The sequence below is a fragment of the Mycobacterium sp. SMC-13 genome, assembly GCF_045311035.1.
Taxonomy (GTDB): domain Bacteria; phylum Actinomycetota; class Actinomycetes; order Mycobacteriales; family Mycobacteriaceae; genus Mycobacterium.
Genome location: NZ_JBJIAI010000022.1, coordinates 48,483 through 72,770, shown reverse-complemented (window position 1 = coordinate 72,770; position 24,288 = coordinate 48,483). Strand labels below are relative to the sequence as shown.

The following is a 24,288-nucleotide window of genomic DNA, read 5'->3' as shown; positions in this document are numbered from 1 at the left end:
TGAATTCGTTGTTATTTGCGCTGGTGACACGCGAATCGGCCCGGAGTCTGTCGTTGCCGCGTGCTACAACCATCGCATCATCAACGTGGCAGTGCCAGAAGCGAGAAACCGATGAGACGTCCGAACCGCGCCGGCCCCAACGTCGCCCGAGCGTCGGCCGCGCCCGCACCCTGACCGCACACGTGCGGCAGTCCCATCATGTTTGACACCGGCACAGGCGCGGCACGCCGCAACTTCCTCCAGCACGCGATGCGGGTCAGCCTGTTCATGCGGCACGGCGGGGCGTTGGTGGTCTACGTCGTGGTGCTGGTCTCGGCGCCGCGCATCAGCCTGGCCGGCGTCGCGTTCGCCGGTCTGGCCGGCGCCTGGTCGCTGTACCGGTTGCTGACCCGCTCCGCAACGCCCCGCATTCTCGCGATCGACTACGCCGTCACGCTCGCCGCCTGCCTGGTCCTGCCTGTCGCGGCTGCCGACGACCTGGCGTGCCCGTCGACCTGCGCGCCGATCGCGATCGCCGGCACGGCCATCGCGAGCTTCACGGTGTTCGAACCGCTGCTGAACACGGCGATGACCGCAGGCGTCGTTGCCGCGCTCGCCGCCGGCGCGGCGTCGGCCGGCGGTATCCACGACAGCGACCAATGGGTCAACGTCTACTACTTCGCATTGTTGTGGGTGGCATCGACGCTGATCCGCTTCTTGACGGTGCACGTGGCCGAAAGGGTCGACGTCGCCCGCGCCGAGCGGCTGGCCGTCGAGCTCCGCCAGAAGGTCAACGCCGCCGTGCGCGACTACGACCGCGAGCAGATGCGGCTGCTCCATGACACCGTCGCCTCGACCCTGCTGATGGTGGGTACCGGCACCGCCTTGTCACCCGAGCGCGTCGCCGCCCAGGCACAGCGCGACCTCCGCGTGTTCACCGAGACATCGCACACGCCCGCGCCGCCGGCCGATCTCGTTGCCGCCCTGCGTGATCACGCTACCCACACCACGACGCCCGTGAGTTATGCCGGGGTGACCGCGATGTGGGTGGACGGCGCGACGGCGGCGACCATCGCGGCCGCCGCGCGCGAAGCTCTGACCAACATCGACCGGCATTCCGGCGCCACGGCGGTCACCATCACCGTGCATCTCGGCCGGATCCAGATCGCCGACGACGGGCATGGATTCGATCTGACCCGGCCGACGCGGGGGCACGGCATCGCAGACTCGATCATCGCCCGCATGCAGCAGCTCGGCGGTGTCGCGGAGATCATCACGCAGCCCGGGCAGGGCACCACGGTCGAATTGCGTTGGCCCACATCAATACCGGCCAGTGCCGACCCAGCGCCGGACCCGGAGCGGCTCATCGAGCGGGCACACATGGGCTACGGACTGGCACTGGTTGCCTACGGCCTGGCCAACCTGCTGGTGACCGTGCCCTCATCCCTGAAGTTCGCGGCATACCCGTATCTGCAGTGGTCCCTCATCGTCGTGACGACGGCGGCGACGCTGTCCGCGATCCCCCGGGTCATGGGCCGGGCCTATCCGCGGGCACGTTTCGGCATCATGATCCTCGTCGTTGTTGCGCTGGTGCAGTCGATCTCGATGCCGATCAAAGACCTCGACCCCCGGCTGCAGTGGGCACAAGGCGCGATCGGCTGGTGTGTGCTGCCGCTGCTGCTCAGTGTCCAGCTGCGCTACGCCGTTGGTGTCCTGGTGTGGTGCTGGGTCGTCCCCGCCGTCTACGCGATCATTCGGAATCCGTCGGTCCACACCGTCGTCGACCTCGGATACGACACGGCGAGTGTCCTCGTCGCCCAACTGTGTGCTCTGGTCGTCGCCGACATGATCCGGCGTTCTGCCGCAGCCGCTTCCGCCGAGACCGAAAGTCACATGCGCCTGACTGCGGCAGCACACATCGCCGACGCCGTGCAGGAGGAATACGACCGCCGCTACGCGGACCTCGCCGCCACCATCCAGCCGCTGCTGTCGACCCTTGCCGACGGAGAACCGGTCGATGCCGAGACACGGCGCCGCGCACAACTCGAATACCAGCGGCTGCGTACCCTTTTCGACCAGTCCTCGAGCTTCGAGCACGTACTGCTTCGCGAACTGCGCCCACGCATCGACGCCGCCCAGAATCGCGGCCTGGCCGTTTCCGTGGACGTCCAGGGCACACCGCCGGCCATGGATGTCCCCACTGCCCGGCGGTTGGCCCGGCTCATCGACCAAATTCTCCACGCAGCCGCCTCGCCGGCCCGCATCACCGTCGCCGCCGAAACGGCGGCAGTCGAACTCAGCGTCATGTGTCAGCGGGCTGAGCACGCCGATTTGCCGACGAAATCCAGTGTCGACGACGAAGATGAATTCGACCTGACCACCCTCGATGACACGGTGTGGATCACCGTGCGCCACCCACTCCCAGAAAGACCGACCGATCATGTCCGCGCCGGCCAACCCATCTGAGCCTCTGGCCATCGCCGTTGTCGATGACCACGACGTCATCCACACCGGCGTCTCGGCATGGTGCGCCCAGGCCGACCCACCCATCCGCGTCGCATCCGACCATCTCGACGCCGAGTCGTTCCTGGCGGTCTACCCCAAGGCCGACCACCAGCTGGCCGCGGTCATCCTGGATCTCGAACTGCGCAGTCGCCAGCCCGATTTCGATGCGGTCGCCGCCATCGTGGACGCGGGACACGCGGTGATCGTCTACTCGCACCTCGAGAACTCCGAGGTGATCCTGCGTTGCCTGGCCATCGGGGTGGTCACCTATCTGGCCAAGAGCGAAGGCCAGGGCCACCTCATCGAGGCCATCCGCGCGGCCAGCACCCACGAGCCGTACGTCGGTCCCCGCATGGCCGCGGCCATCTGCTCGGACACCGACTCCGGCCGGCCCGGGCTCACCAAGCGCGAACGTGAAGTGCTCAAGGCCTGGTTTCAGACCGAGAGCAAGGACATCGTCGCCAAGCGCCTGCACCTCGCGCCGACCACCGTCCGGACCCACCTGCAACGCGTTCGCGCCAAGTACGCCGCCGCGGGGCGCCCGGCGGCCACCAAGGCCCAACTGGTCGCCCGTGCCGTGCAAGACGGCATCCTCAGCGTCGAGGACCTGTAGCTCCTACGGCGCCAGGGCGACGATGCGTTCGGCGCGGCGGAGCACCGGCATGTCGACCATCAGACCGTCGTACTGGAACACGCCGCGCTCGCGCGTCGCGGCATCGAGTACCGCACGCGCCCAGGCGATCTCCTTCTCGGTCGGCGCGTAGCCGTTCCGGATGACCGCGACCTGTGTCGGGTGGATGGCCACCTTGGCGTCGAAACCGACGGCCACGGCGTCGTCGACCTCGGCCCGCAGGCCGTCCAGGTTCTTGATGTCGAGGTACACCGAGTCCAGCGCGAGCTTGCCGAAAGCCTTGGCGGCCAACAGCGATTGCGACCGGACGTGCTTGGCCACATCGCGGTAGCTGTCGTCGGGCCGGCGGTTCGCGGTGCCGCCCAGCACCGCGAACAGGTCCTCGGCGCCCCACATGACGGCGTAGGTGTTCTCGACGCGGGCGGTCTCGGTGACGGCGAGCGCACCGCGCGGCGTCTCCACCAGCACCACGACGTCGAGCGGCGCGAGCGCCCGAACCTGTTCGGCCGACTCGGTTTTGGCGAGCATCACCGTGGTGTACGGCGTCTTGGCCAAAGCCTCCAGATCGAGCGGGTGATCGGCGGTGTCCGACGGATTCAAACGCACCACCGTCCGCGCCGGGTCCAGCGGGGTGTCGATGAGCGCCTGGCGAGCCGCCGGCCGGTCCTTCGCGGCGCAGCCGTCTTCCAGGTCGAGGATCACCACATCTGCTGCGGCGGCGGCCTTTTGGAACCGCTCAGGACGGTCCGCGGGGCAGAACAGCCAGCCGGGTCCCGGCGCGGTCAAGCTCATGACGGCTGCTCCGCGGGGCGCTTACGGACCATGGTCTTGCGTGTCGCCGTGGCGACGATGTCGCCGTGCTGGTTGCGACCGGTATGGGCGAACGTGACGATGCCCTCCCCCGGCCGGCTCTTGGACTCGCGCTTCTCGATCACCTCGGACTCGGCGTACAGCGTGTCACCGTGGAAGAGCGGCCTGGGGAACGCGATGTCGGAGAAACCGAGGTTGCCGACGATCGTGCCCTGGGTCAGCTGGGCGACCGACAGGCCGACGAGCGTCGACAGCGTGAACATCGAATTCACCAGCCGTGCATGGAACGGCGGCAGCGCATCGGAGAACGCGGCGTCCAGGTGCAGCGCCTGCGTGTTCATGGTCAGCGTGGTGAACAGGACGTTGTCGGCCTCGGTGATGGTGCGGCCGGGCCGGTGCTGGTAGATGACGCCCGGCTGGAACTCCTCGTACCAGAGCCCGCGCTGCTCGATGACCCGCTTCTCGGTCACAGCCCGGCCTCACGCGCGATCAGCATGAGCTGAACCTCAGTTGTGCCCTCACCGATTTCGAGGATCTTCGAATCGCGGTAGTGCCGGGCGACCGGGTACTCGTTCATGAAGCCGTAGCCACCGAACACCTGGGTGGCGTCGCGGGCGTTGTCCATCGCGGCCTCGCTGGCGATCATCTTGGCGATGCAGGCTGCCTTCTTGAACGGCTTGCCCGCCAGCATCAGCGCCGCGGCGTCGTAGTAGGCGGTGCGGGCCACGTGGGCGCGGGCCTCCATCCGGGCGATCTTGAAGGCGATGGCCTGGTAGCCACCGATCTTGCGGCCGAACGCTTCCCGCTCCTTCGAGTACTTGACGCACTCGTCGACGCAGCCCTGCGCCACACCGACGGACAGCGCGGCGATCGCGATGCGGCCCTCGTCGAGGATGCGCAGGAAGTTGGCGTAGCCGCGGCCGCGCTCGCCGAGCAGGTTCTCGACCGGCACCCGCACGTCGTCGAAGCTCAGCGGATGGGTGTCCGAGGCGTTCCAGCCGACCTTGTCGTAGGCGGGCTCGGCGGTGAAGCCCGGCGTCGGCACCGGCACCAGGATCGACGAAATCTCCTTGTGCCCACCGGGCAGTTCGCCGGTCACGGCCGTGACGGTCACCAGCTTCGTGATGTCGGTGCCGGAGTTGGTGATGAACTGCTTGGAGCCGTTGATCACCCAGCTGTCGCCGTCCAGCTTGGCGGTGGTCTTGGTGGCACCGGCGTCACTGCCGCCACCGGCCTCGGTCAAACCGAAGGCGCCCAGGGCCTTTCCGCTGGCCAGCTGCGGCAGCCATTCCTGCTTCTGCGCCTCGGTGCCGAAGCGGTACACCGGCATCGCGCCCAGGCCGACACCGGCCTCCAGCGTGATGGCGACGCTCTGGTCCACCTTGCCGAGTTCTTCCAGCGCCAGGCAGAGGGCGAAGTAGTCGCCGCCCATGCCGCCGTACTCCTCGGGGAACGGCAGGCCGAACAGGCCCATCTCGGCCATCCCGTCGATGACCTTGTACGGGAAGGTGTGGTCCTTGTCGTGCTGCGCGGCCACCGGCGCGACGACCGTCTGCGCGAATTCCCGGACCGTCTTGGCCAGTTCGGCATAGTGGTCCGGCAGGGTGCCGGTCGAAATGAAGTCGCTCATTTGGTCTCCTCGGTTGCTGCGGTAATCCGGGCCAGCGGCTGGCCCACTTTGACCTGATCGCCCACGGCGACAAGTAATTCCACGGTGCCGTCGACCGGCGACGACAGCGCGTGTTCCATCTTCATGGCCTCGACGGTGACGACGACGTCACCGCTACTCACCGTCGACCCGTCCGTTATGCCCACGGCCACGACGGATCCGGGCATGGGACTGACGATCTCGGCGTCGCCGATGTGTTCGTCGTCGGCCCGGACGGGCGCCTCACGCACGTCCTCGATGACGGTCGTGCGGCCGGCTCCGGCCAGCCACAGCCGGTGGTCCTCGACGGCGGTCAGGTATTCGGTGCGTAGGCCGTCGACGGTGACGATCAGCCGGTCACCGTCCAACGATGCTGTGACGCTGCGGGGTTCGCCGTCTTCGATGCGTGCCGTGGCGGCTGCGGGAGTACCGGTGAGGTGGACGTGGTCGGTCCGGTCGCCGGCCCGCAGCCGGATGGTGGTCGGTGCGTGCTCGCCGACCCGCCAGCCCGTCGGGGTGGCCCACAGCTCGCCGGCGTCGGCCCAGCTGTGTAGCCAGCGGTACGCGGCTGCGGCGATGAACTCGTCGTCGCAGGCCTGCGCGGCGACGTAGTCGCCCGTGCGGCGGTCCAGCAGTCCGGTGTCGAGGCGCCCGGCGATGACGTCCTCGTCGGCCAGCAGGAAGCGCAGGAAGTCGATGTTGGTACCGACACCCAGCACGGCGGTATCGGCCAGCACCCGGTCCAGGCCACGCCGCGCCGACTCCCGATCCGGCCCGTAGGCAATGATTTTCGACAGCATCGGGTCGTAGTCGCTGCCGATCACCGAACCGGCCCGGATACCGGAATCCACCCGCGCTTCGGCGGGCTCGGCCAGTGCCAACACGGTGCCACCCGTGGGCAGGAAGTCGTGCGCCGGGTCTTCGGCGTACACGCGGGCCTCGATGGCGTGGCCTGTCAGCGTGATGTCGTCCTGCGCCATCGGCAGGGCCTCTCCGGCCGCCACCCGCACCTGCAGTTCGACGAGGTCGATGCCCGTGACCAGTTCTGTCACCGGGTGTTCCACCTGAAGACGGGTGTTCATCTCCATGAAGAAGAACTCGTCGGGACGGTCGGCGGAGACGATGAACTCGACGGTGCCGGCGCCGCGGTAGTCGACGCTGCGGGCGGTGTCGCACGCGGCCGCACCGATGCGGGCCCTCGTCGCCTCATCCAGTACGGGCGACGGCGCCTCTTCGATGACCTTCTGGTGCCGGCGCTGCAGACTGCACTCACGCTCACCGAGATGCACGACATTGCCGTGGCTGTCCGCGACGACCTGCACCTCGATGTGCCTGGGGTTCAACACGAATCGTTCGATGAACAGGGTGTCGTCGCCGAATGCCGAGGCGGCCTCGCGACGGGCCGAGGCCAGCGCGGCCGGCAACTCGGCCGCCGCATGCACGACGCGCATGCCCTTGCCGCCACCACCGGCGGACGGCTTCACCAGAACCGGGAACCCCACCTCGGGGGCGCCGGCGATGAGCTCCTCGTCGGTGAGACCCGGACGCGAGATGCCCGGAACCACCGGCACTCCGAACGCCGACACCGCTGCCTTGGCGGTGATCTTGTCGCCCATGGTGCCGATGGCTTTGGCCGGCGGCCCGATGAAGACGATGCCCGCGTCGTGCAGGGCGGCGGCGAATTCGGCGTTCTCGGAAAGGAATCCGTAGCCCGGGTGCACGGCCTGTGCGCCGGTGCGCCGCGCCGCGTTCACGATGGCCTCGATGCTGAGGTAGCTCTGCCGGGCCGGGGCCGGCCCGATGTTCACCGCGACGTCGGCCTCGAGGACATGCCGGGCCCCGGCGTCGGCGTCGCTGAACACCGCGACCGAACGGATCCCCATGGCCCGCAACGTCCGGATGACGCGGACCGCGATCTCGCCACGATTGGCGACCAGGACCGTATTGAAGGTTTTCATGTCACATCCTGAATACGCCGTAGGACACAGGCTCGAGCGGAGCCTGCGCGACAACTGAAAGAGCCAGTCCCACCACGGTTCTGGTGTCAGCCGGGTCGATGACGCCGTCGTCCCAGAGCCGGGCCGTCGAGTAGTAGGGGTTGCCCTGATCTTCGTACTGCTGGCGGATCGGGGCCTTGATGGCCTCTTCCTCCTCCGGCGTCAGTTCACCGCGCACGGTGGCCAGCACCGAGGCGGCCTGCTCGCCGCCCATCACCGAGATGCGGGCGTTGGGCCACATCCACAGGAACCGCGGCGAGTACGCGCGGCCGCACATCGAGTAGTTGCCTGCGCCGTACGAGCCGCCGATGACGACGGTCAGCTTCGGCACCCGGGCACACGCCACCGCGGTGACCATCTTGGCGCCGTGCTTGGCGATGCCGCCGGCCTCGTAGTCGCGGCCCACCATGAAGCCGGAGATGTTCTGCAGGAACAGCAGCGGCACCGACCGCTTGTCACACAGTTCGATGAAATGCGCGCCCTTCTGGGCGGATTCACCGAACAGCACGCCGTTGTTGGCGATGATGCCCACCGGGTGGCCGTGGATGCGCGCGAAGCCGGTGACCAGCGTGGTGCCGTATTCGGCTTTGAATTCGGTGAATTCGCCGCCATCGACGATACGGGTGATCACCTCGTGCACGTCGTACGGCACCTTGGAGTCGATCGGTACGACGTCGTAGAGCTCGGTCTGGTCGCACACCGCGTCCACCGTCGGGGCGACGTCCCACGGCGCCTGCGCGCGCGGCCCGAACGTCGACGCGATGCGGCGCACGATGCGCAGCGCGTCGCGGTCGTCGTGTGCCAGGTGGTCGGTGACGCCGGAGACCTTGGAGTGCAGGTCGCCGCCACCGAGGTCCTCGGCCGAAACCACCTCTCCGGTAGCAGCTTTCACCAGCGGTGGGCCGCCCAGGAAGATGGTGCCCTGGTTGCGGACGATGACGGCCTCGTCACTCATCGCGGGGACGTACGCGCCGCCGGCGGTGCAGGAGCCGAGCACCGCGGCGATCTGCGGGATACCGCGCGCCGACATGTTGGCCTGGTTGAAGAAGATGCGGCCGAAGTGTTCGCGGTCGGGGAACACCTCGTCCTGGCGCGGCAGGAACGCGCCGCCGGAGTCGACCAGGTAGATGCACGGCAGCTGGTTCTGGCTGGCGATCTCCTGCGCCCGCAGGTGCTTCTTGACCGTGATCGGGTAGTACGTGCCACCTTTCACCGTCGCGTCGTTGGCGACGATCATGCATTCGCGGCCCGACACCCGGCCGATGCCGGCGATCATGCCCGCTCCCGGGCATTCGTCGTCGTACATGCCGCCCGCGGCCAGCGGTGCGATCTCCAGGAACGGACTGCCCGGGTCGAGGAGTCCGTTGACACGGTCGCGCGGCAGCAGCTTGCCGCGACCGACGTGACGCTCGCGGGAGCGCTCCGATCCCCCGAGGGCAGCGGTGGCCAGCTTGTCCTTGAGCTCGGCCACCAGCGCCAGGTGCTGCTCGCGATGCGATACCCGTTGGGAAACGCTCGGCGACATCGTCGCTCCATTTCACTTGAGTTAATGGCGAATAACCGAACGCGATGTTAGTCTTCATTAACTGAGATGTCCAGACCGGGTTGGAGGTGTCGATGACGGCATCAGCGTCAGACGCCGAAACACCGCGTAGCCGAGCCAAATCCGACCGGCGCGGCCAACTCGTCGCCGCCGCCGAACGACTCTTCGCCGAACGCGGCTTCCTGGCCGTCCGCCTCGAGGACATCGGCGCCGCGGCCGGCATCAGCGGGCCCGCGATCTACCGGCACTTCCCCAACAAGGAAGCGCTACTGGTCGAGCTACTGGTCAGCGTCAGCGCCCGGCTGCACGCCGGCGGACGTGCCGTGGTCGCCGAATGCGACGACCCCGCCGACGCCCTCAACAGCCTCATCGAGTTCCACCTCGACTTCGCGCTCGGCGAATCCGACCTGATCCGGATCCAGGACCGCGACCTCAACAACCTCCCCGACGCCGCCAAACGGCAGGTGCGCCGCTCACAGCGCCAGTACGTCGAAATCTGGGTGGACGTCCTGCGCCGGCTCGACCCGTCACGCAGCGAAGCCGACGCCCGCACCATGGCGCACGCCGCATTCGGGCTCCTGAACTCGACGCCGCACAGCGTCACCGCGGGCGGCGCCCGCAAGCAGGAGGAATCCTCGCGCGCCGTGCTGCGCGCCATGACCGTCGCGGCACTGGCCCCGCACCGCTGAACGCACCCGCCGCAACGTCACCGCGTCCCCTCACCCGCCGCAGGTACCCTGCAAACATGAGGTGGGCATGACCGGATCGCGCGACGACGGGCTGGACGCCACCAAGAAACTCCCGGCCATGCCGACGGCCGGGTACCAGACCGACGCCTTCACCGATCCCTACGGTGTCACCGCACCGCCGAAGGCCCGCCGCCACAAGTGGCTGTTCCCGCTGGCCGGCGCGGTGCTGATCCTGGCCCTCTGCACCGTGATCGCACTGGTCATCGTCAACAGCTCCGAACAACAGACCCTGGTCGCACCGCCGCCGCTGCCGGTCCCGACGCAGGACCCGATGACGTCGTCGACGACCGTGACGACCACCACGACGCCCGAGAGCAGCGAGCCCAGCGAAGCCGTCAGCCCGCCCGCCGCGGCAGCGCCCCCGGACGACGAGAGCGGTGACACCGAAGCCGTGCTGTACGCCGTGATCGGCAACGGCCGGGCCGTGAGCATCACGTATGTCGACACCGGCGGGGTGCTCCAGACGGAGTTCAACGTGCCGCTGCCGTGGACCAAGGAAGTCCAGCTGAACCGGCCCGCCGCACGGTCGGCCAGCGTCAGCATCGTCAACGCCGGACGCGGCATCGCCTGCACCATCTCGGTCGACGGCACCCAGATTCAGCAGCGAGAAGGCGCCGGCCTCACGGTGTGCCGGCAGTCCGGCAAACGCGGCCGCACGCACGGGCACTAACGCCGGGCCGGCACCTTCACCAACAGCATCCCGACCAGCCCGATCCCCAGGACCGTGCAGAGGCCGCCCAGGCCCGCCCGCGTCGTCGCGAAGATGTCGATGAACATCGAGAACAACCACGGCGACAGCACGTGCGCCGCCCGGCCCGTGGTGGTGTAGAGCCCGAAGGCCACGCCCTCCTTGCCGTCCGCCGAGATGCGCAGCATCAGGTTGCGCGACGCCGACTGGGTGGGGCCGACGAACAGGCACAGTGTCAGGCCGCAGATCCAGAACGCCAGCGGGCCGGACAGGAACATCAGCGTGATGCCCACGGCGACCATCGCGGTCAATGAGCCGACGATGACGCGCTTGGAACCGATCCGGTCATCCAGCATGCCGCCGAGCGCCGCGCCCAGAGCCGCGATGGTGAACGCACCGGCCCCGAACAGCGGCACGCTCGTCGGCGCCAGCCCGTAGACGCTGACCCCGACCACCGGACCGAAGATCGAGATACCCGTCAGGCCGTCGCGGAAGACGGCGCTGGAGAGCAAGTAGTAGACGACGTTGCGGTCGCGTCGCCACTCGCCGACGACCTCCGTCCACAACCTGCGGTAGGCGCCGAAGAAGCCGACGGCCGGGGTGCCGTCGTGCGGCGGCGACTTCACGGTCAGCAGCAACGGCAGCGCGAAGATGACGAACCACGCCGCGGCCGCCAGGACCGCGTACCGGTCCGGTTTGCCGTCCGAGTTCGGCACACCGAGTAGGCCCAAGGTGTCGCCACTACCGGACTTGAGCCCCACGAAGACCAGGAGCAGCAGCACGACGCTGCCGAAAAACCCTGCCGCCAAGCCGAATCCGGAGACGCGACCCGACGTCAGCGGCGTCGACAACTGGCGCAGCATCGCGTTGTACGGGACGGTCGCCAGATCCATGCACGCCGCGGTGCAGGCCAACAACGCCAGGCCGATCCACAGATAGTGGTGGTCGGGCCTGATGAACGTCATCGATGCCGTCAGCACCACCACGGCGCCCGTGAGCGCCGCGAGCGCCCGCCGTCGCCGGTACGCGGCGTCGACCATCACGCCCGTCACCGGGGCCAACAGCGCCACCGCGATGCCCGCCACCAGCACCGCGCGCCCCAGCCAGCTCTCCGGCGTCGTCGGGCCCGGCAGGCCTCTGCCGACCTCGGAGATGAGGTAGATGTTGAAACCGAATGTCGTCACGATGGCGTTCACGCCCGTGGCGCCGCTGTCCCACAGCGCCCAGGCGGCGACGCGGCCCCGGTCGACGGGCGGGACGTGGCTGCTCAAGGCCCGTCGATTCGCTCGGCAAGCCTCGCTCATGCCGCCACTCTATTGGTCCCTACGATTGCACCCATGCCTGTACCCGCTCCCAGTCCCGACGCCCGCGCCGTCGTCACCGGCGCCTCGCAGAACATCGGTGAAGCGCTGGCCACCGAACTCGCCGCCCGCGGCCACCACCTGATCATCACGGCGCGCCGCGGCGAGGTGCTGGCCGAGGTCGCCCAGCGCATCACCGACAAGTACGGCGTCACCGTCGAGGTCCGGGCCTGCGACCTGACCGACCCCGCCGACCGCGACAAGCTCTGTGCGGAACTCGCGGAGCGCAACATCTCGATCCTGTGCGCCAACGCCGGCACCGCGACGTTCGGCGCCGTCGCCGACCTGCCCGCGGCGGGTGAGAAGGCCCAGGTGCAGCTCAACGTGCAGGGCGTGCACGACCTGGTGCTCGCCGTGCTGCCCGGCATGATCGCGCGCAAGGGCGGCGGCATCCTGATCTCCGGTTCGGCCGCGGGCAACTCGCCCATCCCGAACAACGCGACCTACGCCGCGTCCAAAGCGTTCGCCAACACCTTCAGTGAGTCGCTGCGCGGTGAGCTCAAGCCGCACGGTATCAACGTCACGCTGCTGGCACCCGGACCCGTGCGCACCGAGCTGCCCGACCCGTCCGAGCAGTCACTGGTCGAGCGCCTGATCCCCGACTTCCTGTGGATCGACACCGAGTACACCGCCCGGATTTCGCTGGACGGCCTCGAGAAGAACAAGATGCGCGTCGTCCCGGGCCTGACCTCGAAGGCCATGTCGGCCGCCAGCGGCTACGCCCCGCGCGCGATCGTCGCGCCGATCGTCGGCGCCGTCTACAAGAAGCTCGGCGGGTCGTAAAGCCGGCGGCCGCGCCGAGAGGGACCAAATGGCTGCTTTCGGCGGCCGCCAACGACCGTTTGGTCCTTCTCGCCGCGCCCCGACTTACCTGCGGCGGGTCGTGCCGAACAGGCTGCGGGTGATCTCGCGGCCTGCCACGGTCGCCGCCGAGCGCAGGAAGCTCTTGAACGCCGAGCTCTGCAGGACCTCCGACACCATGCCGGGTCCTTCGGCCTCCACCTCGACGCGGCCGGATGCGGTGAGGTCGGGCTCTTCGGCAGGCACGGGCGCGGGCGCCGCGTCGGGGGCCGCAGGCGGCGCACCGGCCGGCGCCGGCTGCGCAGACAGCCGCTCGTGGGCCGAGTCGCGGTCGACTGTCGCCCCGTAAGTCGCTTGCAACGGGCTGGCCTTGGCGGCGGCAGCAATGGCGTCGGGGCCGATGGTGCCCATCAGCGACCGCGGCGCGCGCAGCCGGGTCCACGCCACCGGGGTCGGCGCACCCACCTCGGACAGCACCGTGACGACGGCCTCACCGATCCCGAGCGACGTCAGCGCCGACTCCAGGTCGTAGACGGTTGTCTTCGGGTAGGTCCGGACCGTCTTCGTCAGGGCCTTCTGGTCGTCCGGAGTGAAGGCGCGGATCGCGTGCTGCACGCGCGCACCCAGCTGGCTGAGGACGTCGTTGGGAATGTCGGTAGGCAGCTGGGTGCAGAAGAAGACGCCGACGCCCTTGGAGCGGATCAGCTTGACGGTCTGTTCGACCTGGTCCAGGAATGCCTTGGACGCGTCGGCGAACAGCAGATGCGCTTCGTCGAAGAAGAAGACCAGCTTCGGCTTGTCCGCGTCACCGATCTCCGGCAGCGTCGAGAACAGGTCGGCCAGCACCCACATCAGGAACGTCGAGAACAACACCGGACGCGCGGCCTGGCTGCCCAGCTCCAGCAGCGTGATGATGCCGCGGCCCTGGGGGTCCACGCGCATCAGGTCCTCGGGCTTGAGCTCGGGCAAACCGAAGAACGTGTCGCCGCCCTCGGCCTCCAGGTTGATCAGCGCACGCAGGATCACGCCCGCGGTGGCCGGCGAGACCGCGCCGAGCGCCTTGAGCTCCTCTTTGCCCTCATCACTGGTCAGGAACTGGATGACGCCGCGCAGATCCTTGAGATCGTCGAGGAGCAGGCCCTTCTGGTCGGCCCAGTGGAAGATCAGCCCGAGTGTCGACTCCTGAGTCTGGTTGAGCCCCAACACCTTCGACAGCAGGATGGGCCCGAAGCTGGTGACGGTGGCACGCACCGGGACGCCGGTTCCCGTCGTCCCCAGCGACAGGAACTCGACCGGGAAGGCCGTGGGCGTCCAGTCGTCGCCGGTGTCCTTGGCACGCTGGGTGGTCTTGTCATTGGCGGCGCCCGGCTGCGCGAGCCCCGACAGGTCGCCCTTCACGTCGGCCATCACGACCGGGACCCCGGCCGTCGACAACTGCTCGGCGATGACCTGCAGCGTCTTGGTCTTACCGGTACCGGTCGCACCGGCGATGAGGCCGTGCCGGTTGATGGTGGCCAGCGGAATCTTGACCTGAGCACCGGCATCGACGGTCCCGTCGACGACGACCGCGCCCAGGTTCAGCGCTTGGCCGGTGACGGCGTAACCAGCGGCGATCTGCTGCGCGGGGGATGCACTCGAGTCAGTCGTCATGCGCCTGACCCTACTTCGTCAGGTCACAGGTGGCCGGGTATGGACACCCCGTTGAGCGCCTGGGAATAGTCTGGAACACCGTGCGTGACGAACTGGTATGGATCGACTGCGAGATGACGGGGCTGGATCTCAAGTCCGACCGACTCATCGAGATCGCGGCATTGGTCACCGACAGCGACCTGAACGTGCTCGGCGAGGGCGTCGACGTGGTGATCCACACCGACGACGCCGCACTCGACGGCATGGCCGATGTGGTGATGAAGATGCACACCCGCTCGGGCCTGATCAACGAGGTGCGGACCTCCACGGTCACCCTCGAAGAGGCCGAGCAGATGGTGCTGGACTACATCCGCGGCCACATCGGGCAGGCGAAAACCGCTCCCCTGGCCGGTAATTCGATCGCCACCGACCGCGGCTTCATCGCCCGCGACATGCCTCGCCTCGACGACTTCCTGCACTACCGGATGATCGACGTCAGCTCGATCAAGGAGCTGTGCCGCCGCTGGTACCCGCGCATCTATTTCGGGCAGCCCGACAAGGGGCTGGCGCACCGCGCCCTCGCCGACATCCACGAATCCATCCGCGAGTTGAAGTACTACCGCGGCACCGCGTTCGTACCCGCTCCCGGCCCGTCTACCAGCGAAATCGCGGCTGTCGCCGGCGAGCTGGGCCCGCCGACGAACGACGCCGTGGAGACCGATTCGGCTTAGCGGGCCTAAGCGGTTAGTATCTACGACGCTGCTTCTGAGAAGCGGCGATGGTGGCTGTAGTTCAGCTGGTAGAGCACCAGGTTGTGATCCTGGGTGTCGCGGGTTCGAGTCCCGTCAGCCACCCCGAGGTAGAACATCGCCTCACCTGCACGTAGCGGGTGAGGCGATGTTTGTTTTCCGGGGGTTGCGCGCCCGGCTGGCACAGTGGTGCACGTGGGTGATGCGATCGAGTTGCGAGCGTCCTGCCTCGAAGGGCCTCGAGTTCGCCTTCGCAAGGCGCGCGACGAGGACGCCGAGGGCCTGATCGAAACGCAGACCGACAAGCGGGTGCGCCGGTACCTGGGCGGACCGCGACCTGTCGGCGAAGTGCGCGCCGTGCTCGAAGGGGTCGGCGCGGCAACGCTATTGGCAGCCCCCGGCTGCTACATCGCGACCGCCAGGGATTCCGACGACATGCTGGGCACGGTGACATTGAGCCGCCGTCGCAACGACGTTCCCGGCCATCTGGACCCCGATGGCGACGAACTCGAGCTGAGCTACGTCTTCCGGCCGCATGCGTGGGGTCAGGGCTATGCGAGCGAAGCTACGCGGCTACTGCTGGAGTACGCGGCCGGCGAGCTGGACGATCAACCTGTCCTGGTCATCACCCAGACCGCCAACCGCGCCTCGCTCCGTCTGGCCGAGCGCCTCGGGTTCAATGTCGTCGCGACGTTCGAGCAGTACGACGCCGAACAGGCGCTGGCGACAGCTCAGCTGGCCGCGTTCCTTCGCACCGACGCCCTTCGCGCCGACTCCTAGGGTCAGCCGGGCACCTGATCCAGGAAGCCGTGCACCGACTGGATGCGGCCGTCGGCGTCCGTCGCCAGCACGTCGAACCCGATGATCGGCGGCTGCTCCCCCGCCGGCCCCAGGCCCCACTGGAAGCGGGCCTGATTGTGGTGGCTGTCCGGGCCGCTGACGAGCGAGAAGACGAAACCGGGGAATTGGGTGTGGACCGCGCCGATCACCTCGGAGATGGCGTCGTGACCCGTGACGTCCGCCATCGGATCGGTGTACGACGCCTCGGATGCCCAGTGGTCGTCGAGCAGCGCCTTCCGTTCGATCGGATCGGTGGCGTTCCACGTCTTCAGGTAGGCGGTGACGATGTCGTTCATGCTGACCTCTTTCGTGTCGGGGTGGTCAGCTCAAAGCTTGGCCGCCAAATCGAGGCAAGTCGATTACTTGGCAGGTAATGATGTTGTGCCGCTTGGGTTTTCGGCGACACCGCCACCATTGGCGTCGCCAAGCCGGCGTTGACGCTGCGGCGATGGCGTAGAGCCGGCCCCGCAAACGACGAAAGCCCCCTCCCGAAGGAGGGGGCTTTCGCATCTGTGCGCCGTCAGGGTTTCGAACCCCGGACCCGCTGATTAAGAGTCAGCTGCTCTACCAACTGAGCTAACGGCGCGCGAGAGAGACCTTAACAGCCCGATGGCCGCAGGGTGAAATCGTATGGTCAGCGGGGTTTCCGGGCCCCGATCGCGGGTATCCCCACGGGGTCGGACGGCCCGATGGACCCTCCACGCAGCCCTGGAGGTGTCCAACATCACACGCGATGGACTCGCCGCCCACCTGCGCACCACCAGAGCCGGCCGAAACCCGCACCACCACAGCGAATCCCGGCCGAACAGTAGCCACTGCACACCTGTCAAGGTCCTGTATCCACACACGATCGTCAATAGCGGCTCGATGCCAAAATCCGTCAGAAATCACATAGACCTGCAATTTTGTGACGAGCCGCCGAAAAACAAAGTTAGCTGAAACCACGTATGATGGTGTAGAAATGTAAGTGACGATGACTGAAGGGAGTTAGCTGATGACACCCATCGCCGGTGCGACCTACGCGGCGCCGAGCGCCGACGTGGCGGCAGCAGCCGACGGCACCCCGGTCATCGCCCATAACTGCACCCGGCTGGGCCGGGTCGCGAATCCCCCGCGCAGCTGGCTGCCAGGCTGGCTGACGCCGCGGCGCGGGAACTAGAAAGTCGCGTTATCCGCGAATCTTGCGGATAACCACCACCAGCACCACAACGCCGAGTCCGGCGAACGTTGCGATGACCGCGGGCTTGGACGCGATCGCGATGGCCTTGGCCTTGGCGTCGTCGGCCAGTCGCTGGGGGTTCGCCCGCTCCGCGAGGGCGTCCACCGTCAACGCCAACTGATCGCGTGCACGATCGATTTCCTGCTTGATCTCGTCAGGATTCCGGTCAGCCACTTCAGCCCTCCAGCTCGCGTTGCTCCTTGGCGCTCTACCCTAGAGCAGCTTGCCGCAACAGCAACGCCTGGCCGACAGAAGGGACCTCCCGGTGGCACCGACCCCGCGACTCGAAGTGGGCGACAAAGCCCCCGCATTCAGCCTGCCCGACGCCGACGGCAACACCGTGAAGCTGTCGGACTACAAGGGCCGCAAGGTCATCGTGTACTTCTACCCCGCGGCCTCGACGCCGGGCTGCACCAAGCAGGCCTGCGATTTCCGCGACAGCCTGGCCGAACTCAACGAGGCCGGGCTCGACGTCATCGGCATCTCGCCCGACAAGCCCGAGAAGCTCGCCAAGTTCCGCGACAACGAGGGCCTGACGTTCCCGCTGCTATCGGACCCCGACCGCAAGGTGCTCACCGCCTACGGCGCCTTCGGTGAGAAGACGATGTACGGCAAGACCGTGCAGGGCGTCATCCGCTCGACGTTCCTCGTGGACGAGAAGGGCAACATCGAGGTCGCGCAGTACAACGTCAAGGCCACGGGCCACGTGGCCAAGCTGCGACGGGACCTGTCGGTCTGACAGCCGCGCCGTCGACGGTGCCCGGCTGAACGAGCCGAGCCGGGCACCGCATGGCGGCCCGCCCAACCACGCGTGACAGCTGCGTGGCCATTCGGCCAATCGTTGTCTCCACCGGCGCTCTGCAATCAGCCGCAGATACGTTCAGGTGCAAGACTTTTGGCGTGACGCACAACATCCACATCCGCACCGTCGACAGCAGCATTCGCTACCCGCACGCGCTGAGCTATGGCGAAAAGGACCAGATTCTCTGGGTCCAGATCGGCGAAGACGCCGACCATTCGGACACCATCTACTTCAGCCCGTCCTACTGGCAGCAGTACTCCGTCGACCCCCACAGTGAAGACCCGCTCGATCTGGAATTCGACGAGGACGACGAGGAAGACGACGAGGACGACGAGTAGAACCCCGGCGCCGGGGTACGGCGTTTCGTACCCCGGCCACACCGGATAGACCGGGGCGCCGGCTTCGACCACCCCGGCGTCGCGCTCTGGCACACTCGACCCGTGGCCGCGCCCGACGTCCGTTTCCGCCGCCTCGCCGAGCAGGTGGCCGACGAGTTGCGCCGGCGCATCCTCAGCGGTGACCTCCCCGACGGCAGCGTGCTGCCCACGGAGGACGAGCTGCTCACCGAGTTTCCGATCAGCAAGCCCTCACTGCGCGAGGCCATCCGAATCCTGGACGCCGAAGGGCTGCTCAGCGTGCGACGCGGCAAGCTCGGCGGCTCGGTGGTGCACCGGCCGAGCGCGAGCAACGTGGCCTACACCATGGGTTTGGTGCTCGGCGCGAACCAGGTGAGCCTCGGCGACGTCGGCTCCGCGCTGCAGCAGGTGGAGCCGGCCTGCGCGGCGTTGTGCGCGCAGCGTTCCGACCGCAAGACCGCGGTGGTGCCGGTCCTTCGGCAGATCCACGCCGAGTCGGTCGAGTCGGTCGAGGATCTGGTGGCAGTGACCTCCGCGAGCCGGCGCTTCCACGAGGCGCTGGTGCAGCACTGCGGCAACGAGACCATGATCATCCTCGCCGGTGCCCTGGAGAAGCTGTGGTCGTCGCACGAGCTGAACTGGTCACGGCAGTTCACCGACCATGCCGGCATTCCGGTCGACGAGCGCCGGGCCGCGCTGGAGGATCACCGCACCCTTATCGACGCTATCGAAGCCGGCGACGCCGAACGCGCGCGGGAATTGGCCGCGACGCATCTGCTCGACGCCCAGCACTACCCGGGTTCGGCCGGTGTGGTCGACCCGGCGATGGTGCGCACCCGCACGCGATCTTCGTGAATCCTTGACAATGTGCGCGCTTATTTTCATATGATTTGAAGATGCGGCCTGCGGAGGCGACCACGATGGACATGGCGGTCACGAGTTCGCCGGCATTCACCGCCAAGGACGTCGCGCGCTTCCATGCCAATGGCTGGTGGACCGACTCCACGATCTCGGATGCCGTACGCGCCAACGCCGCTCGCACCCCGGATCGCGTCGCATATGTTGATCACCCGGACCGGTCGCTGACCTGGCGTGAATTTGATACCGCGGCAACCACTTTGGCCGGTCAGCTGGCCGGCGCGGGCGTGCGCCCCGGGGACCGGATCGCGGTGTGGCATGGCGACACCACGGCGATCCACGTGCTGTTCGTCGCCATCGAGCGCTGTGGTGCGGTGGTCGTCGGCGTCGGAGCACGCGCCGGAATCCGCGAAGTGACAGCCATCCTGCAGAGCGCCGAACCCCGACTGCTGGTCACCGACCCCCCGCGGCAGGCGCAGGCGAACACCGTGGCCGGCGCCATCGGATGTCCGCTACTGACGCTCGATGAACTGTCCGTCGGTACGGACTCCACGGACCTGAGCCCCGAGGCCCAACTGGGCGCCGACGACGTCTTCCTCATCAACTCGACGTCGGGCACCACCGGGCTACCGAAATGCGTCGTGCACACCCAGAACCGTTGGTATTACTTCCATCAGCAAGCGGTCGCCAACGGCCTGCTGACGTCCGACGACGTGTTCCTACCCGTCATCCCGACCCCGTTCGGCTTCGGGCTGTGGACCACCCACATCACCCCGATTCTGTTGGGCACCACCAACGTCCTGCTGGACCGGTTCACCGTCGCCGCGGCGTGCGCGGCCATCGAACAGCACAAGGTCACCGTGTTGTGTTGTGTCAGCACACAATTGACCATGATCATGGCCGACCCGGTGGCCCGCGAGTACGACCTGAGCTCGCTGCGGGTGGTGTTCACCGGCGGCGAGGCCCTGCCGTACCGGCCCGCACACGAGTTCGAAAAGCTGACCGGCGCAACGATTCTGCAGTTCTACGGCTCCAACGAGACGGGCCTACTCAGCGGCACCACGGTGCACGACTCGCTCGAGCACCGGCTGCGCACCGGCGGCCGGATAGTCGCCGATATGGCCGTCCGCCTCTTCGACGGGGACACCGACGTCACCGACACCGGCCGGGGCCAGCCCGCCTGCCGCGGCCCGGCCACCAGTCTCGGCTACCTGGGCGGCACCGACCACGACAAACTCTTCACCGCCGACGGCTGGATGCGGATGGGAGACATCTGCGAAATCGACGCCGACGGCTACCTGCGGGTGACGGGCCGCACGTCCGACTTCATCGTGCGCGGCGGCAAGAACATCAGCGCGGCCCAGGTCGAGGACGTCGTGATGACGCACCCCGCGGTCGGTCTGGCCGCCGCGGTCGCCATGCCTGATCCGGTGTTCGGCGAAAAGGTCTGCGTCTACGTCGAACTGATCGGCGCGGCGGCACTGGAGCTCGCCGAGCTGTGCACGCACCTGCTCGCGCAGGACGTTTCGAAGGAACTGCTGCCCGAGCGGCTGATCGTGGTCGACGAACTCCCCCGATCCTCGGGCGGCAAGGTCGCCAAAGGCCAACTCCGCGAAGATATCCGCGCCCGGATGGGAGACGGTCATGACCGCAGCTGAAAAGCCCCGCCGCGGCGGACTTGAAGTCTGGGCGCCGGCGGTGACACCACCGATCGGCGTCGACCTCACCGACGAACGGGCCATGGCCATCGCGTTCCGGCACCTCGCGACCATCGGCTTCGCCGAGAATCTGGCGGGGCACATCACCTGGCAGCCCGACGGCCGGACCGACATGTACGTCAACCCGTGGGGCCTGTGGTGGCAGGAGGTCACCGCCTCCGACATCTGCGTCGTCGACGAGGACGCCCGCGTACAGCGGGGCCGCTGGGACGTCACCCCGGCCATCCACATCCACACCGAGCTGCACCGCGCCCGCCCCGACGCCCGCGTCGTCATCCACAACCACCCCTACTACGTGTGCGTGCTGGCGGCATTGGGCCGGCTGCCGGAGCTGGTACATCAGACCGGATCGCTGTTCCTGGACGACCTCTGCCTCGTCGACGAATACGACGGCGAGGTCGACAGCCCTTCCCGCGCAGCCGAATTGGCGGCCCGGATCGGCTCGGCGAACACGACCATCCTGGCCAACCACGGCGTCATCGCCACGGGCCGCAACCTCGCCGAGGCGGTGTACCGCGCGGCCTCGATCGAGCGGGTCTGCAAGCTGGCCTACGACGTACTGCTGACGGGCCTGAAGCCGAGTGAGATGAAGTGGTCCGACATGGTCGGCATGAAGTCCTCCCTGATCGAGCGCGCGGCCGACGTGTACTGGGCCGGCGCTGCCCGCCTGACCATCAAATCCGATCCGTCCGTTCTCCAGTAAAGGCGTTGGTACGACATGAAATCCATCGACGATCTGGCCGCCAACCTCGATTTCACCGTCGCGAAGACGGGCGCGGACCGTACCGTCACCCTGCTGCCCGACCCGCCGCGTGCTCCGCGCCGCTACACCGTGATCTCGGTCGACGACCACATCGTCGAGCCGCCCGACACCTTCACCGGGCGACTGCCGAGCAAGTTCGCCGACCGGGCTCCGCGGGTCGTCGACAACGCGGGCGGCGGCCAGACCTGGGTGTACGACGGCCAGGAACTACCCAACGTCGGGTTCAATGCCGTGGTCGGCCGTCCGGTGTCCGAGTACGGCTTCGAGCCGGTCCGATTTGACGAGATGCGCCGGGGCGCATGGGATATCCACGAACGCGTGCGGGACATGGACCTCAACGGTGTGTACGCGTCGCTGAACTTCCCGTCGTTCCTGCCGGGATTCGCCGGCCAGCGCCTGCAGCAGGTCACCACCGACCGCGACCTGGCGATGGCCTCGGTGCGGGCCTGGAACGACTGGCACTTCGACGTGTGGGCCGGCTCGTACCCGGACCGGATCATCCCCTGTCAGCTGCCGTGGCTACTGGACCCTGAAGTGGGCGCCAAGATGATCTACGAGAACGCCGAACGTGGTTTCCACGCCATGACTTTCAGCGAGAACCCGGCGATGCTGGGCCTGCCGACGATCCACTCGGGCTACTGGGACCCGATGATGGCGGCCTGCGCCGACACCGGCACGGTCGTCAACCTGCACATCGGGTCGTCGGGCTCCTCCCCCTCCACCACGCCGGACGCGCCGCCGGACGTGCAGGGCGTGCTGTTCTTCGCCTACGCCATCTCGGCGGCCGTCGACTGGCTGTATTCCGGTCTGCCCAGCCGGTTTCCCGATCTCAAGATCTGCCTGTCCGAGGGCGGTATCGGCTGGGTCGCCGGGTTACTGGACCGGCTCGACCACATGCTCAGCTACCACTCCATGTACGGCACCTGGGAACGGATCGGTGAAAAGCTCACCCCCGCCGAGGTTTTCACCCGCAACTTCTGGTTCTGCGCGGTGGAGGACCAATCGTCGTTCGTGCAGCGCGACCGCATCGGCGTCGACAACATCATGCTGGAAGCCGACTACCCGCATTGCGACTCGACCTGGCCGCACACACAGGCGACCATCCACGAGGAGATCGGTGACCTGCCCGCAGACGTCATTCGAAAGATCACCTGGGAGAACGCCTCTCGGCTCTACCAGCACCCGGTGCCCGAGTCGGTTCAGCGAGATCCCGAGTCGTTCTAGCGCCGATGCCGAGCGTGGGGGTTTACGCGGAGATCTGACGGATTTTCCACGTAAACCCCCACGCTCGATGCACTAACGCCCGAGGGCGCCCAACAGCAGCGCCTCGGAGATCGCCGCTTTCTCGAGCACGCCCAGGTGCAGGCTCTCGTTGATGCTGTGCGCCTGCGTGCCGGGGTCCTCGACGCCCGTCACCAGAATCGTTGCGTCGGGGAAGGTCTCGGCGAACTCGGCGATGAACGGGATCGACCCGCCCATCCCCATGTCCACCGGGGCAACACCCCACGCCTGTGTGAAGGCCGACCGCGCCGCGTCGTACACCGGGCCGCTGGCGTCGATGGCATACGGCTGGCCGACGTCACCCGGCGTCACGGTGACCTTGGCGCCCCAGGGCGCGTGGCTCTCCAGGTGCCGGGTCAGCGCGGCCAGATGCGCCAGCGCGTCCCCACCTGGAGCGACGCGCATGCTGACCTTGGCCCGCGCCCGCGGTATCAGTGTGTTCGACGCTTTGGCGATCGACGTGGTGTCGATGCCGATGACGGTGATGGCCGGCTTGGCCCAAAGTCGTTGCACCACAGAGCCGGAACCGATCTGCTGCACGCCGTCGAGCATGCCGGTCTCGGTGGCGACCCAGTCCGGGCCCCGGTCGACGTCGGCGGCGGTGCCCTCGTACAACCCTTCGACCGCGACGTTGCCGTCGTCGTCATGCAAGGTGGCCAACAACCGCACCAGGGCACTCAGCGCATCGGGCACCACGCCGCCCCAGATGCCCGAGTGCAGCCCATGATCCAGCGTCGCCACCTCGACCACGCAGTCGACCAGCCCGCGCAGTGACACCGTCAACGCCGGCATCTCGGTGCTCCAGTTGTCCGAGTCGGCGATGACGATGACGTCGGCGGCCAGCAGGTCGCGATGCGCGGCCAGTAGGGCGCCGAGCGACGGCGAGCCCGATTCCTCTTCGCCCTCAACGAAAACCGTCACGCCGACGGGCGGGGTGCCGCCGTGGGCCCGCATGGCAGCCAGGTGGACGGCGATACCGGCCTTGTCGTCGGCACTGCCCCGGCCATAGAGCCGGCCGTCGCGCTCGGTGGGTTCGAACGGCTCGGAGTCCCACTGTGCCGCGTCGCCCTCGGGCTGCACGTCGTGGTGCGCGTAGAGCAGCACGGTCGGGGCTCCTTCTGGCGCCGGATGACGTGCGATGACGGCCGGCGCCCCGCCCTCGTGGACGATGTGCACCTCACCGAAGCCCGCCTCGGACAACAGCTTTGCGGTCAGCGCGGCGCTGCGGTGCACCTCGGCGTGCCGGGCCGGGTCGGCCCAGACGGACTGGATACGGACCAGCTCCTCGAGGTCGGCACGCACCGACGGCAGGACGTCCCGCACACGTTCGACAAGATCAGCCATGCCGTCGAGCGTAGTGC

The 24,288-nt window shown here is 67.8% G+C and carries 24 protein-coding genes and 2 tRNA genes; 15 read left to right on the top strand and 11 right to left on the bottom strand.

The window, feature by feature from the left end; translation table 11 throughout:
- Positions 1 to 198 precede the first annotated feature (198 nt).
- Together ACJH6I_RS25270 and ACJH6I_RS25265 are read left to right on the top strand one after the other, a co-directional pair.
- On the top strand, positions 199 to 2,445 hold the full coding sequence (locus ACJH6I_RS25270) for a sensor histidine kinase (RefSeq protein WP_406784728.1): 2,247 nt from the start codon (positions 199 to 201) through the stop codon (positions 2,443 to 2,445).
- Complete coding sequence (locus tag ACJH6I_RS25265) at positions 2,420 to 3,097, top strand: LuxR C-terminal-related transcriptional regulator (protein WP_212812369.1); 678 nt, start codon at positions 2,420 to 2,422, stop codon at positions 3,095 to 3,097. The genes ACJH6I_RS25270 and ACJH6I_RS25265 overlap by 26 nt, the downstream gene beginning before the upstream one ends.
- Positions 3,098 to 3,100: 3 nt before the next feature.
- Here the strand turns inward: ACJH6I_RS25265 and ACJH6I_RS25260 are convergent, their stop codons facing one another.
- The 5 genes from ACJH6I_RS25260 to ACJH6I_RS25240 are packed head-to-tail and all read right to left on the bottom strand — an operon-like array spanning position 3,101 to position 9,095.
- Entirely contained in the window at positions 3,101 to 3,907 is an 807-nt protein-coding gene (locus ACJH6I_RS25260; protein ID WP_073696759.1) for a CoA ester lyase, read from the bottom strand.
- A complete protein-coding gene (locus ACJH6I_RS25255) occupies positions 3,904 to 4,395 on the bottom strand; it encodes a MaoC family dehydratase (protein ID WP_073696760.1) in 492 nt (163 codons plus the stop codon). The genes ACJH6I_RS25260 and ACJH6I_RS25255 overlap by 4 nt, the downstream gene beginning before the upstream one ends.
- The gene (locus ACJH6I_RS25250) at positions 4,392 to 5,555 is read right to left on the bottom strand and encodes an acyl-CoA dehydrogenase family protein (RefSeq protein WP_073696761.1); all 1,164 of its coding nucleotides are present in this window, start codon (positions 5,553 to 5,555) and stop codon (positions 4,392 to 4,394) included. The genes ACJH6I_RS25255 and ACJH6I_RS25250 overlap by 4 nt, the downstream gene beginning before the upstream one ends.
- Positions 5,552 to 7,531, bottom strand: coding sequence for a biotin carboxylase N-terminal domain-containing protein (locus tag ACJH6I_RS25245; protein ID WP_406784727.1), 1,980 nt, complete (start codon positions 7,529 to 7,531; stop codon positions 5,552 to 5,554). Before ACJH6I_RS25245 ends, ACJH6I_RS25250 begins: the two co-directional genes overlap by 4 nt.
- Before the next feature lies 1 nt (position 7,532).
- Positions 7,533 to 9,095 (bottom strand): carboxyl transferase domain-containing protein, encoded by a 1,563-nt coding sequence (locus tag ACJH6I_RS25240; protein ID WP_346414306.1) that lies wholly within the window; start codon positions 9,093 to 9,095, stop codon positions 7,533 to 7,535.
- Between the two features lie 92 nt (positions 9,096 to 9,187).
- On the opposite strand from ACJH6I_RS25240, the gene ACJH6I_RS25235 reads away from it, so the two are divergent.
- The gene (locus tag ACJH6I_RS25235; RefSeq protein WP_346414305.1) at positions 9,188 to 9,802 is read left to right on the top strand and encodes a TetR/AcrR family transcriptional regulator; all 615 of its coding nucleotides are present in this window, start codon (positions 9,188 to 9,190) and stop codon (positions 9,800 to 9,802) included.
- Positions 9,803 to 9,869: 67 nt separating this feature from the next.
- Positions 9,870 to 10,532: an MmpS family transport accessory protein gene (locus ACJH6I_RS25230; protein ID WP_212812374.1), complete on the top strand. Its 663-nt coding sequence runs from the start codon at positions 9,870 to 9,872 to the stop codon at positions 10,530 to 10,532.
- Here the strand turns inward: ACJH6I_RS25230 and ACJH6I_RS25225 are convergent.
- Positions 10,529 to 11,854 (bottom strand): MFS transporter, encoded by a 1,326-nt coding sequence (locus tag ACJH6I_RS25225; protein ID WP_346414304.1) that lies wholly within the window; start codon positions 11,852 to 11,854, stop codon positions 10,529 to 10,531. The two genes, ACJH6I_RS25230 and ACJH6I_RS25225, sit on opposite strands and share 4 nt — an antisense overlap.
- A gap of 33 nt (positions 11,855 to 11,887) precedes the next feature.
- Between ACJH6I_RS25225 and cmrA the strand changes: the two genes are divergently transcribed.
- A complete protein-coding gene (gene cmrA / locus ACJH6I_RS25220) occupies positions 11,888 to 12,694 on the top strand; it encodes a mycolate reductase (protein ID WP_346414303.1) in 807 nt (268 codons plus the stop codon).
- An 84-nt stretch (positions 12,695 to 12,778) separates the two neighbouring features.
- Here cmrA and ACJH6I_RS25215 read toward each other — a convergent pair whose 3' ends face one another.
- Complete coding sequence (locus tag ACJH6I_RS25215; protein ID WP_346414302.1) at positions 12,779 to 14,362, bottom strand: helicase HerA-like domain-containing protein; 1,584 nt, start codon at positions 14,360 to 14,362, stop codon at positions 12,779 to 12,781.
- Positions 14,363 to 14,442: 80 nt separating this feature from the next.
- Between ACJH6I_RS25215 and orn the strand changes: the two genes are divergently transcribed.
- From orn to ACJH6I_RS25200, 3 genes are all read left to right on the top strand, one after another.
- Positions 14,443 to 15,072: an oligoribonuclease gene (orn, locus tag ACJH6I_RS25210; RefSeq protein ID WP_020102265.1), complete on the top strand. Its 630-nt coding sequence runs from the start codon at positions 14,443 to 14,445 to the stop codon at positions 15,070 to 15,072.
- A gap of 50 nt (positions 15,073 to 15,122) precedes the next feature.
- A tRNA-His gene (locus ACJH6I_RS25205) sits at positions 15,123 to 15,195 on the top strand.
- Positions 15,196 to 15,297: 102 nt separating this feature from the next.
- Positions 15,298 to 15,870 (top strand): GNAT family N-acetyltransferase, encoded by a 573-nt coding sequence (locus tag ACJH6I_RS25200; protein ID WP_318985674.1) that lies wholly within the window; start codon positions 15,298 to 15,300, stop codon positions 15,868 to 15,870.
- Between the two features lie 2 nt (positions 15,871 to 15,872).
- Here ACJH6I_RS25200 and ACJH6I_RS25195 read toward each other — a convergent pair whose 3' ends face one another.
- Positions 15,873 to 16,226, bottom strand: coding sequence for a nuclear transport factor 2 family protein (locus ACJH6I_RS25195; protein WP_318985579.1), 354 nt, complete (start codon positions 16,224 to 16,226; stop codon positions 15,873 to 15,875).
- Positions 16,227 to 16,443: 217 nt separating this feature from the next.
- Positions 16,444 to 16,516: transfer RNA gene (locus ACJH6I_RS25190), tRNA-Lys, on the bottom strand.
- A 408-nt stretch (positions 16,517 to 16,924) separates the two neighbouring features.
- On the opposite strand from ACJH6I_RS25190, the gene ACJH6I_RS25185 reads away from it, so the two are divergent.
- Positions 16,925 to 17,089, top strand: a complete 165-nt coding sequence (locus ACJH6I_RS25185; protein ID WP_406784726.1) for a hypothetical protein — start codon at positions 16,925 to 16,927, stop codon at positions 17,087 to 17,089.
- A gap of 9 nt (positions 17,090 to 17,098) precedes the next feature.
- Here the strand turns inward: ACJH6I_RS25185 and ACJH6I_RS25180 are convergent, their stop codons facing one another.
- Positions 17,099 to 17,323, bottom strand: a complete 225-nt coding sequence (locus tag ACJH6I_RS25180; RefSeq protein ID WP_020102269.1) for a DUF3618 domain-containing protein — start codon at positions 17,321 to 17,323, stop codon at positions 17,099 to 17,101.
- Between the two features lie 91 nt (positions 17,324 to 17,414).
- On the opposite strand from ACJH6I_RS25180, the gene bcp reads away from it, so the two are divergent.
- The 6 genes from bcp (at position 17,415) to ACJH6I_RS25150 (ending at position 22,870) form a co-directional block, all read left to right on the top strand.
- On the top strand, positions 17,415 to 17,888 hold the full coding sequence (gene bcp, locus ACJH6I_RS25175; RefSeq protein ID WP_029119327.1) for a thioredoxin-dependent thiol peroxidase: 474 nt from the start codon (positions 17,415 to 17,417) through the stop codon (positions 17,886 to 17,888).
- 161 nt (positions 17,889 to 18,049) lie between these two features.
- Positions 18,050 to 18,289 carry a hypothetical protein gene (locus ACJH6I_RS25170; protein ID WP_318985581.1) on the top strand — a complete coding sequence of 80 codons (240 nt, stop codon included), beginning with the start codon at positions 18,050 to 18,052 and terminating at the stop codon, positions 18,287 to 18,289.
- Between the two features lie 102 nt (positions 18,290 to 18,391).
- Positions 18,392 to 19,162 (top strand): FCD domain-containing protein, encoded by a 771-nt coding sequence (locus tag ACJH6I_RS25165; protein WP_318985582.1) that lies wholly within the window; start codon positions 18,392 to 18,394, stop codon positions 19,160 to 19,162.
- A 41-nt stretch (positions 19,163 to 19,203) separates the two neighbouring features.
- Positions 19,204 to 20,823 carry a class I adenylate-forming enzyme family protein gene (locus ACJH6I_RS25160; protein WP_318985583.1) on the top strand — a complete coding sequence of 540 codons (1,620 nt, stop codon included), beginning with the start codon at positions 19,204 to 19,206 and terminating at the stop codon, positions 20,821 to 20,823.
- On the top strand, positions 20,810 to 21,586 hold the full coding sequence (locus tag ACJH6I_RS25155; protein WP_318985584.1) for a class II aldolase/adducin family protein: 777 nt from the start codon (positions 20,810 to 20,812) through the stop codon (positions 21,584 to 21,586). The genes ACJH6I_RS25160 and ACJH6I_RS25155 overlap by 14 nt, the downstream gene beginning before the upstream one ends.
- A 15-nt stretch (positions 21,587 to 21,601) precedes the next feature.
- A complete protein-coding gene (locus ACJH6I_RS25150) occupies positions 21,602 to 22,870 on the top strand; it encodes an amidohydrolase family protein (protein ID WP_406775569.1) in 1,269 nt (422 codons plus the stop codon).
- A gap of 72 nt (positions 22,871 to 22,942) precedes the next feature.
- On the opposite strand, the gene ACJH6I_RS25145 is transcribed toward ACJH6I_RS25150, so the two are convergent.
- A complete protein-coding gene (locus tag ACJH6I_RS25145; RefSeq protein WP_318985586.1) occupies positions 22,943 to 24,271 on the bottom strand; it encodes a dipeptidase in 1,329 nt (442 codons plus the stop codon).
- Between the last annotated feature and the right edge of the window lie 17 nt (positions 24,272 to 24,288).